The sequence below is a fragment of the Synechococcus elongatus PCC 6301 genome, from assembly GCF_000010065.1.
Classification (GTDB): domain Bacteria; phylum Cyanobacteriota; class Cyanobacteriia; order Synechococcales; family Synechococcaceae; genus Synechococcus; species Synechococcus elongatus.
Map to the genome: position 1 here is coordinate 152,669 of NC_006576.1, position 15,685 is coordinate 168,353.

Below are 15,685 nucleotides of genomic sequence, written 5' to 3' on the forward strand. Positions count from 1 at the left end.
CTGCTGGCGTTCCCCAGTTCTGAGTCGCACCGACCTATGGACTTTTTAACCCTCGCCGGTCAACTCAATGCCGGTGTGATTCTGCCAGAAGGCATCGTAATCGTCACACTGTTGACGGTTCTGGTCACGGATTTGATTTTGGGACGGCAATCGCTGCGCCTAACTCCAGCCCTCGCCATCACGGGGCTTAGTGCTGCGATCGCAGTGCTCACACTCCAATGGAATACGAGTCAAAATCTGGCTTTTCTTGGTGGCTTCAACGGCGATAATCTCAGTATTGTTTTCCGAGGCATTGTGCTGCTGTCTGCAGCGGTCACCATCCTGCTCTCGATTCGCTACGTTGAGCAGTCGGGAACGTCTCTTGGAGAATTCATTACGATTCTGCTCACGGCATCACTGGGGGGGATGTTTCTCTCCGGTGCGAATGAGCTCGTAACTATTTTTGTGTCACTGGAAACGCTCAGTATTTCGTCTTATCTCTTGACGGGATATATGAAGCGCGACCCCCGTTCCAATGAAGCAGCACTGAAGTATTTGCTGATTGGCGCTGCCAGCTCGGCTATCTTCCTCTACGGTGTTTCACTGCTCTACGGCTTAGCTGGGGGGGAGACCCAGTTGCCTGCGATCGCGGAAAAACTGGGCGAAGCTCAGCCGCTGGCACTGCTGATTTCATTGATTTTTGTAATCGCTGGCATTGCTTTCAAAATTTCTGCGGTTCCTTTCCACCAATGGACTCCGGACGTTTACGAAGGCTCGCCCACCCCGATCGTGGCGTTTCTCTCGGTCGGTTCCAAAGCAGCGGGTTTTGCTTTGGCGATTCGCTTGCTGGTCACCGCCTATCCGGCTTTGACCGAGCAATGGCACTTTGTCTTCACGGCCCTGGCCATCCTCAGCTTGGTGCTCGGTAACGTCGTGGCGCTCGCGCAAACCAGCATGAAGCGCCTGCTAGCCTACTCCTCGATCGCCCAAGCTGGTTTTGTGATGATTGGCCTGATCGCTGGCACCGAAGCAGGCTATTCCAGCATGGTTTATTACCTGCTGATTTACCTGTTTATGAATCTGGGTGGCTTTGCCTGTGTCATCCTCTTCTCGCTACGGACAGGAACGGACCAAATCAGCGAATACGCTGGCCTCTACCAAAAAGATCCGCTGGTCACCCTCGGTCTGAGCCTCTGCCTGCTCTCGCTGGGCGGCATTCCGCCGCTGGCTGGATTCTTTGGCAAGCTCTACCTGTTCTGGGCAGGTTGGCAGGCCGGGCTGTATGGGTTGGTGTTGCTAGCGCTGATCACCAGTGTCATCTCGATCTACTACTACATCCGTGTGATCAAGATGATGGTGGTCAAAGAGCCACAGGAGATGTCGGAGTCAGTGCGCAACTACCCCGAAACCAACTGGAATCTGCCGGGCATGCAGCCGTTGCGTGCTGGTTTGGTGGTTTGCGTGATTGCCACGGCCGTAGCAGGTATCCTCTCCAACCCACTGTTTAACCTTGCTAGTGCTTCGGTGAGCGGCAGTTCCTTCCTGGGTTTAGCTCCTGCTGCAGAAGTGGTGACCACGACGGCAACCCCCGTCGCTCTGTCAGAACCGCCAGCTGCCAGTTAGCTAAACCGACCGCGATCGCGGCTCACTCACCCCATCCTTTCCCAAGACAGCGCTAGCATGGCGCTGTCTTTCTTTTTGCAACCCCTTGTCTCTGCATGGCAGAATCCGCGCCTCCCGTCATTCAGTTCGAGCATGTCAGCAAGATCTACGGCGAAGGGGAAACTACGGTCCGTGCCTTGGATCATGTCGACTTTCAAGTTCGGGCGGGTGAGTATTGCGCGATTATGGGCGCTTCGGGTTCGGGAAAGTCGACGGCAATGAACCTGATTGGTTGCCTTGATCGCCCCACAGCTGGCCGCTATTACCTCGACGGCACCGATGTCGCCGATTTGGATGACGACGCCCTCGCTGCCGTGCGCAATCGCAAGATTGGATTTGTTTTTCAGCAATTTCACCTGTTGCCCCAGCTCAGCGCGGTCGAGAATGTGATGCTGCCGATGATCTACGCCGGCATTTCTCAGCAGGAGCGGCGCGATCGCGCTGTCGCTGCTTTAACCCAAGTGGGCCTCGCTCAACGACTGGACAATAAACCCAATCAGCTGTCTGGGGGACAACAACAACGGGTGGCGATCGCCCGAGCGATCGTGAATCAACCAGTGCTATTGCTGGCAGATGAACCGACTGGAGCATTGGATTCCCAGACGACCGAAGAAGTGCTGAATATCTTCGACCAGTTGCACCAGCGGGGCATCACGATCGTGATCGTCACCCACGAAGCCGAGGTCGCCGATCGTGCCGAGCGGGTGATCTGGTTCCGCGATGGCCAAATCCAGCGGGAAACCCAAAATCCGCCTCGGCCAGTCCTTGCAGCTACCTTTTGAGCAGCGCGATCGCTAGGGATTTTGAGCCTTCCAGATGAAATAGATCCCAAAACTAAGTAGCAACAGCTGAAAGCAGCGTTGAACCAGCACTGCAGGTAACTTGGGCAAGAGCCGCGTGGTCACCTGCACGCCCAGTAAGCCGCCCAAACCCAGCCAAAACCCTTGGACCCAGAGTACGTCGCCAGCGACTGCATAACCACTCAACGCTGAGCAGGCAGTGACGATAATCACGCCGAGGCTGGTTTGCACTGCTGTTTTGATCGGTACCCTCATCAACAGCACCTGCAGCGGCACCATCAGCGTGCCCCCCCCAATCCCAAACAGTCCTGCTAGGACGCCCCCTAAAGCGCCCGTAATCAGTACGGACATCAGGCTAGGCTGAGTGGGCTTATCCTTGTCGGGCGAGGCGTTACGGTTCAACCACTGCCGCAGTTCAACCAAAAAGATATTAAGAAAGTAAAGGCCGGCAATTCCCAGCAGCAGAACATTGCCCGGTAGCCGTTGGGCCAGAAAGACCCCCAGTTGGGCTGTCGCGATCGCCGGTAGACCCAGTTGCCAGATACTCGCTGCCTGTAAATTGCCCGATCGCCAGTTTTGCCAGGTGCCAGAGATTGAGGTGATCAGAATGGCGAGATTACTGGTGCCAAAGGCTTGCACCGGGCTGACGCCTAAACCGATCAAGACCGGCACCATCAACACGCCGCCGCCCACTCCCAGCAGTCCTGCCAAGAGGCCAGCTCCAATCCCAATTACAAACAACGTCACCATTGTGTTTCTCGTCTGGTTGATGACCGATGAGGAGTAGCGATACCGTCGCAGAGGTTGAGCAGTGCTAGAAAGAAAACAGCGCCGCCCCTACCTGCGAACGCTCAACCGACTCTGGAGATTGGCATGGCTGTGTCTTCCGAAACGACTCTTGACTCCTCGGCCTTGTCTGCGACTGCGCCGCTAGATTACATCGATATCATCGAGACCGTCATCAGTAGCCTTGCCGATGCTGACAGTGCCCAGGTCAGCCACACGGGCAGCGGCACGATCTGGAAGTTTCGCTATGGCCAACTCGAAGTTTTTGTACAACTGACGGGCTCTAGCGAGGACGACCTGTTCACGGTTTGGGCCAAAGTTTTTCCGCTCAGCGAATCCACCGACGCCACACTTCTGCAACGGCTGCTTACCCTCAACTGGGCCGACACCCTCGAGGCGCGGTTTGCCCTTTATGACGATCACATCACGATGGTGGCTAGCCGCACCGTAGCTGATCTCTCGGCGGGCGAAATCTCGCGAGCCATTACCTTGGTGGCGAGTATTGCTGCCACTTATGCTGAAGGGCTCCCAAGCTAGGGTACAGCGGTGCCCTTCTCGACTCTTACTTGGCAGATCCTACCTTGGCTGGTTGCGCCGGGTGACTGGCAGATGGCCTTGGATGACTGGCTGCTCGATGAAGTGCGCCGCGATCGCTGTCCCCCTACTTTTCGCTTATTCACTTGGCAAGACCCTGGCTTGTCCCTCGGCTGGCATCAGGATCCACTGCTCGTGGATCTGGACTTACCCATCGTTCGCCGACCCACGGGAGGACGGGCTGTGCTTCACGGAGGCGATCTTTGCTATTCCCTAGTGACGCCTGCCCCAGTAACAGGCGATCGCCGACAGACCTATTGTCTGCTCACTCAATTCCTGCGATCGGCCTTTCAGTCCCTCGGGTATCCACTCAGTACCGGTTGTGATCGCCCCGATCGCACTGCGATCGACTGTTTTGCCCACAGTACCGTTGCTGATTTACAGCTCATTGATGGCCGCAAGTGCATTGGCAGCGCCCAACTTTGGCGCGATCGCACCATCCTCCAGCAAGGGTCGATTCAGCTCCAGCCGCCCGATTGCTGGACTCAAGTCTTGGGAACGCCATCGCCACCAGCCCTGTCGCTCGCGATCGCGACCCTAGCGACGAGTCTGATCAATGCCCTGAGAGACAGCTACGGCCTCAGCCTGAACCCTGGAGGTTTGAGCTCTGCGGATTGGGAGGCAATTGACGACCGGCGATCGCGCTTTCAGGTTGACTGAACACCTCAGCGCCACTAAAAACACCGCAAGCGGGAAGTTCGCCACCTAGAATGAAAACAGTTTTTCTGGCAACCGTCCGATGGCCAGCGCAAGCTCGAACGACCGGATTCTCATTTTCGATACCACGCTCCGGGATGGCGAACAGTCACCTGGTGCAAGCCTAAACCTAGAAGAGAAACTGGTGATCGCGCGTCAACTGGCTCGACTGAATGTCGACATTATTGAGGCCGGTTTTGCCTTTGCTAGTCCCGGTGATTTTGGAGCGGTGCAGCGCATTGCCGCTGAAGTCGGCACACCGGATGGCCCCACGATTTGTAGTTTGGCGCGGGCAACTCGTCAGGATATCAAAGCAGCGGCTGAAGCCTTGGCACCGGCAGCCAAAGGCCGCATTCACACCTTTATCGCCACTTCCGACATCCACCTCGAGTACAAGCTCAAGAAAACTCGGGCTGAGGTTTTGGCGGTCATCCCCGAGATGGTTGGCTATGCCGCTTCCTTGGTCGATGACGTCGAATTTTCGCCGGAAGATGCGGGGCGATCGGATCCTGAATTCCTCTATGAGTGTTTGGAAGCGGCGATCGCGGCAGGGGCCAAAACGATCAATATTCCCGACACCGTCGGCTACACGACTCCTAGCGAGTTTGGAGCCTTGATTGGCGGCATTAAACAGAATGTCTGCAACATTGATCAGGCAATCATTTCCGTCCATGGTCACAACGACTTAGGCCTTGCTGTCGCCAACTTCCTAGAAGCGGTCAAAAACGGCGCGCGCCAGCTGGAATGTACGATCAACGGCATTGGCGAACGAGCTGGTAATGCGGCTCTAGAAGAGCTGGTGATGGCCCTGCATGTGCGTCGCCAATACTTCAATCCGTTCTTGGGACGCGCTGCAGATTCAGAAGCACCCCTAACCCAAGTCAACACTCGCGAAATCTACAAAACCTCGCGCTTGGTCTCGAATCTGACTGGGATGTTGGTGCAGCCGAATAAAGCGATCGTGGGGGCCAATGCCTTTGCACATGAATCGGGTATTCACCAAGACGGCGTCCTCAAAAATAAGCTGACCTACGAAATCGTCGACGCCGAAACGATTGGCCTAAGTACCAATCGCATTACCCTCGGTAAGCTGTCGGGGCGCAATGCCTTCCGTACCCGTTTGCAGGAGTTGGGCTACGACCTTGGCGAGGACGACTTGAACCGAGCTTTCCTGCGCTTCAAGGAACTAGCCGATAAAAAGCGGGAAGTCACCGATCGCGACTTGGAAGCGATCGTCAATGACGAAACCCAGCAAGCACCCGAGCTGTTCAAGCTGGAATTGGTGCAGGTTTCAGCGGGCGATCATGCGCGTCCCACCGCCACCGTCACCCTACGCACTCCCGAAGGGGAAGAACTGACTGACGCAGCGATCGGTACGGGGCCGGTTGATGCGATTTATCGAGCCATCAATCGTGTGGTGAACATCCCGAATGAGCTGATCGAGTTTTCGGTCAAGTCTGTCACAGCAGGGATTGATGCGATCGGCGAGGTCACGATTCGTCTGCGTCATGAAGACCGGATTTTCTCTGGACATTCGGCTAATACCGACATCCTCGTAGCCTCGGCCCAAGCCTATATTCACGCTCTCAACCGGCTTGCCGAAGCGTTGCAGAAGGATAAGCCCTTGCATCCGCAAGAACCGATTGTCGCTGGTATGGGTCGTTAGGCGATCGTCCATTCTCTCAACAGAGCAGCCACCCGATCCTTGAATCGGGTGGCTATTGTTTTTAGATTGCGCTAGATGATTAACGCCAGCCTGCACGGTCCATAATCTTCACCGCTTCAGCATTGTTGGCCCCGTAGACATCGACATTGACGGGAGCGGCCTCAAAGGGGCCAAAGCTTTGGACCACTGCATCCTCAGCCGTATTGGCTTTGGCTGGATACTCGTAGGTGCCTTGGGTGAAGTAGCGCTGTCCGTCGGGGCTCGCCAAGAACTCGAGAAATGCAACTGCATTTTCCTTGTGTGGAGCATTGGTCGCAACGCCGGCACCACTGACATTGACGTGGGTGGGGCGCGGGAAAAAGACCCCGACTTTTGAGGCAATTTCGCGATCGCTCGCCTCTTTGGATTCCAACAACCGTGCGACGTAGTAGTGATTGACGACCGCGACATCACAGACGCCTTCCGCAACCGCCTTGATCTGAGCGGTGTCGTTGCCCTGGGGCGGTCGCGCAAAGTTTGCCGTCAAACCTTTGATCCACTCTTCCGTAGCTGCTTCCCCTTGCGTTGCGATCGTTGCCGCAACTAAGGACTGGTTGTAGATGTTGTCAGAGCTGCGCATGCATAGCTTGCCACGCCACTCGGGGTTGGCGAGGGCTTGATAGGTGGAAAGCTGACTGGGCTGAACCTTGGCTTTGTTGTAGATGATGACGCGGGCCCGACGGGCAAATCCAAACCAGCGGCCGTCCGGATCGCGCAGGTCATCAGGCAGGCCAGCGGTGAGCACGGATGATTGCACGGGCTGGAAGAGTCCCTTTGACTCCGCCTGCCACAGGCGACCCGCATCCACCGTAATCAGGACATCGGCAGGGCTGTTGGCTCCTTCACTTTGGATGCGCTCAATCAGCTCAGCATCTTTGCCTTCAATCACATTGACCTGAATGCCGGTCTTGTCTGTGAAAGCTTTGTAGAGTTCATCGTCTTGGTTGTAATGCCGGGACGAGTAGATGTTGACGACCTTATCGCTACCCCCTGAGCAGGCTGCAAGGCCTGTGCTGAGGAGCAGAGCAGCAAGGCCCGTTGACCAGATACGTAGACAAGACAAAAGCTTGATCCTTATTGCAAGTAGTTCTAAATAAGAGCGTATAAGCCTGACGCCCCTTTCGACAACTCAGGACCTTTGAAACCTGGTGTTAGCCTCTTCTAAGCACTAATTCTGCTAGGACTCATTTGCAAATAACCTAGGGTGTAGTGATCTCCTCTACCGAGCTATTGCCATCCCATGAGGAGGCGGCAGCAAAACCTGAGGCGCTAGAGCCAGCGACTCATTGCCAAAGTTACCGACAACCAGCGTCAGATCAGGTTGGAGTTGTAGCGCTTTCTTCCATACCCTGTTTTAGGCTGCTATATCACCTCTAGCTGCCTGTATTGTCATCAATCCCCAAAACCAATTGATCCGATATTGGTCAATTGATAGCAGTTTAAAGTTGCTTTCGATTAATATCTTTTGCAAATCATCTATTGAGTAAGCTCTAACATGAGCCTTGTCAACCCAATGCAACCATCGATCTAGGAGGTTAATCATCAAGTAATTTCGGCACCAGTCCGTTAAAATCAAGCAACCCTGGGGCTTTAAAACTCTCGTGATCTCTTGAAGAACTTTTTCAGGGTTTTGAAAATAATGGAAAACACTCGTTGAGATCACGAGGTCGAAATGGTGTTCCGGAAAGGGGAGTTCATTAGCTTCTCCAGTCTGCAGCTTGACTGAATCCGGTAGTTTCTGCCGAGCGATCGCTAGCATTGCAGCTGATATATCTAAACCTGAAAGCTTGACTGTAGGATATTGTGCTGCAAGTTGTTGAAGGAGTGATCCAGTTCCACAACCAAGGTCTAAGACTGATGCTTGAGAGCTGATAGTAATTCGCTTAAGGGTTTCTTGAATAGTGGCATGAATATAAAAATCCCAGCGGCGATCGTAGGATGATGCAAGGATTGTATATTCTTCTTGAACTGGGGTGGAATGATTTTCCATCGTCAAAATTTGCTGACTAGAAGCTGTTGGTAATATTTGCTGGATTCTAGTGCTGTGAAACTGGGGCAGTCGAGTCTTTCTTGGTGTCTATGGTGAGGTGATCAATGCTCTTTGAGACTGTTGTCACGCTCTCGGGTTGGAGTGCATCAATGCCGACTCAGAGGCGATCGCCAGAAAAACTCAGCAATCGCCCAGCAGGCGTCGGTGGATTCCCTGCAATAGTCGCAAAAATCAGGCCCGTTTGGTTGCCGACTGAGTGACTTGGCGGCTAATTAGAATCACAGGCAGCAGACCCGCTACCAAAATCATCAGCGCCGGGAGCGCAGCTTCTGCCAGACGTTCATCCGAGGCATATTGATAGACCCGCACAGCCAAAGTGTCGAAGTTAAAGGGGCGCATCACCAAAGTGGCAGGCAGCTCCTTCATTACATCGACAAACACCAGCATGCTGACGCTGAGGAGTCCACCGCTGAGGAGAGGCAAGTGAATGCGGCGTAGCACCCCACTGCTGCTTTCCCCGAGGCTGCGAGCCGCTTCGTCAAAGCTAGGGCGGATTTTGGTCAAGCTGGATTCGATACCCGAAAAAGCGATCGCCAGAAACCGCACGAGATAGGCAAACACAAGGCCAACCAAAGTTCCGGTCAAAAGAATTGGTTCTGTGCCACCAAAGCGATCGCTGAGGCCTGTCAAGCCCTGATCTAGCCCCCCTAGCGCCAAAAGAATACCCACAGCCAATACTGACCCGGGAATGGCATAGCCGAGAGAAGCCGTACGCACCGCTAGCTGAATTGGCCAAGACTTTTGTAATCGCTGACCATAGCTGACGATCAAGCCCAGCAGCGTCGCCAGAACAGCTGTGATTCCAGCCAACATCAAACTGTTGCGGGTCAAGTCCCAGAAGTTATTGTTACTGGCCTCTTCGCTGTAGTTAAGGACGAGTTCTAACAAAATGCCGACGGGCAGCACGAGACCAAGCAACACTGGCAGGAGACAAGCGATCGCTGCAATCAGCGCCCGCCAACCCCGTAATTGGTAAACCGGCGCTTCCGCGTAGCGACTCCCAGACTCGTAGAAACGGGCTTGCCGGCGTGAGGCCCATTCCAGTAGCAGCAGCACGGCAATAAACAACAGCAAAACGGCTGATAACTGGGTTGCTGCAGGGCGATCGCCCAATCCCAGCCAGGTGCGATAGATGCCAGTCGTAAAAGTATTGACGCCCAGGTATTGCACTGCCCCGAAGTCATTGAGGGTTTCCATCAACGCCAAGGCCATCCCCGCTGCGATCGCAGGCCGAGCCAAGGGCAGGGCCACTCGCCAGAAACTTTTCCAAGGACTACAGCCCAGACTGCGAGCGGCTTCGATCGTGCAGTGAGACTGCTCAAGGAAGCTGCTGCGGGCTAGCAGGTAGACGTAGGGATAGAGGGTCAGACTAAAAAGAGCGATCGCCCCTGGCAACGAGCGAATCTCGGGGAACCAATAGTCCTGACTATTGCTCCAGCCAAACGTCTGCCGCAACAAGCCTTGGACGGGACCGTAATAGTCCAAGAACTCTGAGAGCGTGTAGGCCAACAAATACGTCGGGGTCGCCAGTGGCAAGAGTAAGCCCCATTGCAGCCAGCGACTGCCTGGAAATCGGCAGGCCGTCACCAACCAAGCCGTTGCCGTACCAATGACAGCGACGCCAAAGCCCACTCCAAACAACAACGCAAGGGAATGACGCACGTATTCCGGCAGGACTGTGGATGCCAGATGCGCCCAAATTTCACTTTTCTGGGTAAACAGGCTAGCCAGAATGACCAAGATCGGAGCGGCCACCAGCAGCGCCAAGCCGAGGGTCAGGGCAGCCCAGCTCCGACGAGCCATCAGGGTTGGCCAGTGCAGTGCTGGCTGGCTGGCTGAAGTGGGGGGCGAAGCGGCACTCACGGGGCAATTGAGAATAAATCGCAGAAGATCACTCTACACTGGAAAAGCTCTCTCTATCACCGCTGTCGCGGTTCTTCGCAGTTGCCCATGTCTCAATCCGAGGTTCTTTGCCTAGACCGTGTCTGTAAGCAGTTCTCAGGAAGTTCTCTGGCAGCGGTTGATCAAGTCAGCTTTGGATTAGAAGCTGGAGAAATTCTGGGACTGGTTGGTCCCTCAGGTTGCGGCAAGACGACCTTATTGCGAATGATTGCTGGTTTTGAGAGCCTGCAGTCTGGCAGCATCCAGCTCGCAGGAGAAACCGTAGCCACCGCCCAGCGATCGCTCCCGCCCGAAACTCGGTCAGTGGGCATGGTCTTTCAGGACTATGCACTGTTTCCGCATCTAACGGTTTTGGACAATGTCTGCTTTGGGCTGCGCGATCGCAAGGGGTCTGCCGCTGTCGCTCGACAAGCGCTGGCTTTGGTAGGCCTCGAAGGACTAGAACGCCGCTATCCCCATGAACTCTCTGGCGGCCAACAACAACGAGTAGCTCTTGCTCGGGCTTTGGCACCGCAGCCCCCGCTGATCTTGCTGGATGAGCCGCTCAGTAATCTTGATGTTCAAGTCCGGCTGCGATTGCGGCAGGAACTGCGTGACATCCTGCGCCAAGCTCAGGCAACGGCAATTCTAGTCACCCACGACCAAGAAGAAGCTCTTTCCATTTGCGATCGCGTGGCGGTAATGCGTTTGGGCCGTTTTGAGCAGATTGGTCAGCCCGAGGAGCTATTTCAACACCCGGCCAGCCGCTTTGTCGCTGAGTTTTTATCCCAAGCCAACTTCTTGGCCACAGAGTATCAAGGTGATGCGTGGCGCACGGTGCTGGGCGACTTTGAAGCACCGGGGGGATTGGAGGGCAGCCGTACGGGTGGCGAGCCGCCAGTGGTGATGGTGCGGCAAGAGGATGTTTTGCTACATCCCCATCCTGAGGGCACCGGCCTGGTCCGCGATCGCCAGTTTCTGGGTCGCGATTACCGCTATTTTGTCCAGCTTCCCGCCGGACTGGAAATCCAAGTCCTTGGGCCAGTCAGCGAGGCGATCGCCGTGGGGACGGCCGTGCAGGTTCAATTGCGGACAGGGCAAGCCCGCCTCTATCCCTACGACCTGCCCTTGGTTTTACGGGGCACTTCCACGCGTAATGCTGCCGCCCGAGCTTGAGCATTGTCCTAGTAGTTATGGTTCCTGAGAGGTGGGCACTGTTTGGCCGACAGGCTGCAGAAATTGCACATTGAGGCGATCGCCCCTATTCAAGCCAAGCTCCTGACTCCGTCCAGCCCGCAGTTCAATGACCGCATCAATCGGTACCAAGGCCGGACCATAGCTGGGACAGGGCATGGCCAGACAGGGCGGCACCTCACGCACAATCGCTCGCACTTCCCCTTGGTAGAGAAAGATCATGTCCAGCGGCTCCGGTGTGTTGAACATCCAGAAGCTGACGGGACGGGCTTGGGAGAACGGAAAAATCATGCCGCGGTTGTCGGCAAGACGTGGTCGAAACATCAGCCCACGCGCCTGCTGAGCAGGGGTTGCTGCCACTTCCACTTCCAAACGCTGGCCGCCAATCTTGACCTCAGCGCCGATCGGTAAATACTGGGCGCGATCGCTCTCCGCTTGGCCTCGGCAGCTCAGGCCCAAAATCGAGAGGGGGATGACTGCGATCGCTAGCCGTTGCAACCAGCGCTGCTCCAAGAACACAAGCATGGTGAATCCTGAAAATAGGACAGTCAGGTCGAGAGGGCAGTCCTCTGCTTTCAACAGGACGATTGATGACGGTGATCAGTTGCCGAGCTGACTGTAGATCCGCAGCTTCCCCAGCGATCGCCACGGATCCCAGCAAGAGGCAATGATAGAGCTTGCTACGCCTGCTGATTGAATCATGCGAATTCTGCTCGTTGACGACGAAGAAGCCCTGACTGCGCCACCCCATCGCATGTTGCGCCGCGAAGGCTACGACGTGGATGTGGCGAGTGATGGTCAGACGGGAGAACAGCTGGCAACCCACCAGCCCTACGACTTGCTGATTCTTGATTGGATGCTGCCCGAGCGATCGGGGTTGGATCTCTGTCGCTCCGTTCGACAGCGCGATCGCCAAGTACCAGTTCTGTTTCTGACTGCTCGCGATACAGTCGATGACCGAGTTCAGGGCTTAGATGCCGGAGCTGACGACTACTTGGTTAAACCCTTCGAACTGAAGGAACTCCTAGCCCGCGTCCGAGCCTTGCTCCGGCGATCGCCCCGACAGGAAACCTCGGAGGCTCCGCGCCTTGCGGGTGGCGATCTGGAACTGGATACGCCCAACCAACTGGCCTATCGTCAGGCCCGTCGCATTGAGCTGTCCGAAAAAGAGACGCAGTTGCTGGCAGTACTCATGCAGCATCCGGGCCAACTGGTCAGCCACCAAGAGCTGCAAGCGCAAGTGTGGGGTTCTGCCAATCCCCCCAGTAGCAATGTTCTGGCCGCACAAATTCGCCTCCTGCGCCGCAAGCTGGAAGCCCCGGGCGAAACGCCGCTGATCTTTAGCGTCTATGGCAAAGGTTACCGCTTCCAATTCGGAGATTTGGCCTAAATTTACCCTTCGGAGACTCGTCACCATGCGGATTGACTGCCTGCCAGCACTTCAGGACAATACATCTTTCTGCTAGTTGATGTAGAGCAGCGACAGGCCGCGGTAGTTGACCCAGCGGAAGCAGAGCCAGTGCTCGCTGCTTTGCAAGCGGAAGGGCTCACCCTAACAGCCATCCTGAATACCCACCATCACGGCGATCATGTCGGCGGTAACCGGCGGTTGCTACGGCAATTTCCCGAGGCAGCTGTCTCCGCCAGCGCCGTCGATCGCGATCGCATTCCAGGTCAAACGGTCTTGCTCGAAGCGGGCGATCGCCTACAGATTTGTGGTCAAACCGCCGAAGTCTTATTTGTGCCCGGACATACCCGTGGCCACATCGCCTATTACTTCCCTGAGGTAGCTGAGGGCAACCCTAGGGGCGCTTTGTTCTGCGGCGACACCCTGTTTGCCGGTGGCTGCGGTCGTCTGTTTGAAGGGACGCCGGCGCAAATGCTGGACTCCTTGCAACAGCTGCGATCGCTCCCTGACGACACCGCAATCTACTGCGCCCACGAGTACACCTTGAACAACCTCCGCTTCGCGCTAACAGTAGAGCCAGACAATTTTGACCTGCAACAGCGCTATCAAGCCGTCGCGATCGCTCGTCAGCAAGGACAGGCGACTATTCCTAGCCGTTTAGACATTGAAAAAGCTACCAATCCCTTTCTGCGCTGGGATCAAGCAGCCCTGCAAGCGGCCGTTTCCAGTCAAGATCCGGTTCAAACCTTGGCTCGGCTGCGGAGCCGGAAGGATCAGTTTTAGAGAGCAGAGATTGAGGTCACGACTGCGGCGATCGCAAATTCTCGCCACACGCCCGACAGTAGGGCAGATATTGATAGGTCAGGTGGTGGCAATGATGGCACTCGATGTATTGATAATGGCCACAGTGGGGGCAGTGCGCTTCTTGAGCAGGGAGCCGTTTGGCGCACTTGATACAGCGGGACTTCTGGACTCGATTAGCGGCTTGAATGCGTGGGTTAAAAATCCAAGCTTGGGCGAGTTTGATGATGCCAAAACCCAAGGCAGGAATCAGGAAGATATAGAGATAACTGACGAGGAAGAGGAGCTGGCCAAATAGAGCTTGAACTAGCTGTGAGAGAGCATTAAAAATAATGTTGATTCGCAGTAGCTCAAAGGCTTTAAACAGTAATGGCAGAGAGAAGATAACTAGTAAGTGCCAGCTCAACAAAGCCAGCAATCCATAGTCACGTCGTTCAGCATAGCGATGGATAACTGTCGCGATCGCTAGGAGTGGAGCAAGGAATATAATCTGTAGCAAGAGTTGCAGGGCTGGATACCAAAACAGCGATCGCTGATAGCCCTGTGCAACCTGTTCAAATTGACTACGATCGGCCAGCAGCGCCAAAAAGGAGCGACTTGCAGGCTGAGTGATCAGCGTTTGTTCTAAACCAGCGATCGCCTGCCGATTGGTCTGAATCGTTGCTTGATTAGCCTCAAGTTTTTGGCGAGCTTGATCTGCCCCAACATCGGTGATTGCCTGATCTCGAGACTGCCCTGCGATTTGCTCCAGCAGGGAAGAGTCGTACTGCTCACGAATTTTTTGATTTTCAGCTTCTAGCTGGTTGATCGTGGCTTGTTTTTGATTAATCGAGACAAGAATATTAGAATAATTTGCCTTAGTGATTTGGTCATAGCGCTCTGCATATTGTAGACAGAGTGGAGAGGCTGAGCCGAGGCGATCGCGCTGCGACTGTTGATATTGACTAGTCAGCGAAAGAAAGGAACTAGGGGTTTCCATCCCGATTCTTACAGCTTGAGAGACTAGCTTAAAAGCCTGATTCTCTGCCTTGCGAAGTTGTGGGTCTTGATAAATTTGCCAGTCTTGATAGCAAGGATAAGACTCGCTAGCCATGAGTGGCCAACGACCAATTTCTGAGAGTCCTGAAAAGACATTAACGAGGATGAAAATATCAATAACAATAATGACAACAAGACTAACTTTGTTCAGGGGCTCATTGTTAATCGTTCTCGACCTGCGAAATGCCGATCCAAACCATCGTTTCAAGCGTGACCACATGGTTACGACTCCTCCCAGTGTTTCCTGAGCAGCTCACTCCGGCTTTTAAGATGTCACCCTGAACTCGACCAACGGATGATTCGTCGAAATTTCTTATCATTGGTGAATCCCTCCCCAGATCCGTTGAGCGTCAATCCGTGGCTCTGAGGGCCTCAATCCAGTCCATTGGAAATCTCGCGGCAGAATAAAGGAGTACTGCTGTTTGAACTCGCATGGATCTCAAACGCCTCGGCCACGTTGCCATTTGCGTGAAAGATATTGAAGCTGCCGCTGCGTTCTATCAGGGCTTGGGTCTCGAGCTAGTTTGGCAGGATGCAGACTGGGCATACCTTAAGGCGGGTGAGGACGGCCTGGCGCTACTCGGCCCCAGCTACAAGCAAGCAGGTCCACACTTTGGCTTTATTTTTCACGATCGCGCCGAAGTTGACACGGCTTATGAGCAGCTGAAAACCCAGGGTGTTGAACTAACGCGCATCCATGAGCACCGTGATGGTACGGCCTCCTTCTACGGCAAAGACCTTGACGGCAACTGGTTTGAATACCTCTATGAACCCATCAAGGCAACCGTAGAAACTACAGTTTCGGCTTGATCGAGGCTTAACTACCTTGGTTAATCTTAATTCCGATTAGCAAGGTTAGTTGTCATGAGTTAGCCTCTCTTATTCCAAGAGAGGCTTAGTTAATCTAGACAGATTACCAAAGAATCTAAGATGTTTACTGCAAAAATAATTTGTCTAAATTAATTCAGAACACCCTAACTCACGAGTGCTGGCAATGGTTTGAACGTTGAAAGATCAACCCAAATCAAACCTCCAGTCAAACTTTTAAAAAATAAATTTACAACATTAAGAGACGTTTAAAAGCATTAGCC

The 15,685-nt window shown here is 54.5% G+C and carries 14 protein-coding genes and 1 pseudogene; 9 read left to right on the top strand and 6 right to left on the bottom strand.

Annotation, left to right across the window (positions count from 1 at the left end; genetic code table 11):
• Positions 1–36 precede the first annotated feature (36 nt).
• Positions 37–1,602: an NAD(P)H-quinone oxidoreductase subunit N gene (locus SYC_RS00720; protein ID WP_011242454.1), complete on the top strand. Its 1,566-nt coding sequence runs from the start codon at positions 37–39 to the stop codon at positions 1,600–1,602.
• Between the two features lie 95 nt (positions 1,603–1,697).
• A complete protein-coding gene (locus SYC_RS00725) occupies positions 1,698–2,423 on the top strand; it encodes an ABC transporter ATP-binding protein (RefSeq protein WP_011242455.1) in 726 nt (241 codons plus the stop codon).
• A 12-nt stretch (positions 2,424–2,435) separates the two neighbouring features.
• On the opposite strand, the gene SYC_RS00730 is transcribed toward SYC_RS00725, so the two are convergent.
• On the bottom strand, positions 2,436–3,191 hold the full coding sequence (locus tag SYC_RS00730; RefSeq protein WP_011242456.1) for a sulfite exporter TauE/SafE family protein: 756 nt from the start codon (positions 3,189–3,191) through the stop codon (positions 2,436–2,438).
• A gap of 123 nt (positions 3,192–3,314) precedes the next feature.
• Here SYC_RS00730 and SYC_RS00735 point away from each other — a divergent pair, with 123 nt between their 5' ends.
• From SYC_RS00735 to SYC_RS00745, 3 genes are all read left to right on the top strand, one after another.
• Positions 3,315–3,764, top strand: coding sequence for a YbjN domain-containing protein (locus SYC_RS00735; RefSeq protein WP_011242457.1), 450 nt, complete (start codon positions 3,315–3,317; stop codon positions 3,762–3,764).
• Between the two features lie 9 nt (positions 3,765–3,773).
• Complete coding sequence (locus SYC_RS00740; RefSeq protein ID WP_011242458.1) at positions 3,774–4,481, top strand: lipoate--protein ligase family protein; 708 nt, start codon at positions 3,774–3,776, stop codon at positions 4,479–4,481.
• A gap of 79 nt (positions 4,482–4,560) precedes the next feature.
• Entirely contained in the window at positions 4,561–6,183 is a 1,623-nt protein-coding gene (locus SYC_RS00745) for a 2-isopropylmalate synthase (RefSeq protein WP_011242459.1), read from the top strand.
• Positions 6,184–6,262: 79 nt separating this feature from the next.
• On the opposite strand, the gene SYC_RS00750 is transcribed toward SYC_RS00745, so the two are convergent.
• The 3 genes from SYC_RS00750 to SYC_RS00760 all read right to left on the bottom strand — a co-directional run bounded on the left by SYC_RS00750 (position 6,263) and on the right by SYC_RS00760 (position 10,075).
• The gene (locus SYC_RS00750) at positions 6,263–7,285 is read right to left on the bottom strand and encodes a Fe(3+) ABC transporter substrate-binding protein (protein WP_011242460.1); all 1,023 of its coding nucleotides are present in this window, start codon (positions 7,283–7,285) and stop codon (positions 6,263–6,265) included.
• 291 nt (positions 7,286–7,576) lie between these two features.
• Positions 7,577–8,212: a class I SAM-dependent methyltransferase gene (locus SYC_RS00755; protein ID WP_011242461.1), complete on the bottom strand. Its 636-nt coding sequence runs from the start codon at positions 8,210–8,212 to the stop codon at positions 7,577–7,579.
• 231 nt (positions 8,213–8,443) lie between these two features.
• Positions 8,444–10,075 carry an ABC transporter permease gene (locus SYC_RS00760; protein WP_011242462.1) on the bottom strand — a complete coding sequence of 544 codons (1,632 nt, stop codon included), beginning with the start codon at positions 10,073–10,075 and terminating at the stop codon, positions 8,444–8,446.
• A 147-nt stretch (positions 10,076–10,222) separates the two neighbouring features.
• Between SYC_RS00760 and SYC_RS00765 the strand changes: the two genes are divergently transcribed.
• Entirely contained in the window at positions 10,223–11,329 is a 1,107-nt protein-coding gene (locus SYC_RS00765; protein WP_011242463.1) for an ABC transporter ATP-binding protein, read from the top strand.
• Positions 11,330–11,344: 15 nt separating this feature from the next.
• Here the strand turns inward: SYC_RS00765 and SYC_RS00770 are convergent, their stop codons facing one another.
• Complete coding sequence (locus tag SYC_RS00770; RefSeq protein WP_011242464.1) at positions 11,345–11,872, bottom strand: DUF192 domain-containing protein; 528 nt, start codon at positions 11,870–11,872, stop codon at positions 11,345–11,347.
• 175 nt (positions 11,873–12,047) lie between these two features.
• On the opposite strand from SYC_RS00770, the gene rppA reads away from it, so the two are divergent.
• Positions 12,048–12,737: a two-component system response regulator RppA gene (gene rppA / locus SYC_RS00775; protein ID WP_011242465.1), complete on the top strand. Its 690-nt coding sequence runs from the start codon at positions 12,048–12,050 to the stop codon at positions 12,735–12,737.
• A gap of 25 nt (positions 12,738–12,762) precedes the next feature.
• Positions 12,763–13,538, top strand: a pseudogene (gene gloB / locus SYC_RS00780) (hydroxyacylglutathione hydrolase).
• Between the two features lie 16 nt (positions 13,539–13,554).
• Here gloB and SYC_RS00785 read toward each other — a convergent pair.
• Entirely contained in the window at positions 13,555–14,649 is a 1,095-nt protein-coding gene (locus SYC_RS00785; protein WP_231621302.1) for a zinc ribbon domain-containing protein, read from the bottom strand.
• A 377-nt stretch (positions 14,650–15,026) separates the two neighbouring features.
• On the opposite strand from SYC_RS00785, the gene SYC_RS00790 reads away from it, so the two are divergent.
• Positions 15,027–15,404, top strand: a complete 378-nt coding sequence (locus tag SYC_RS00790) for a VOC family protein (protein ID WP_011242468.1) — start codon at positions 15,027–15,029, stop codon at positions 15,402–15,404.
• The last annotated feature ends 281 nt before the right edge of the window (positions 15,405–15,685 follow it).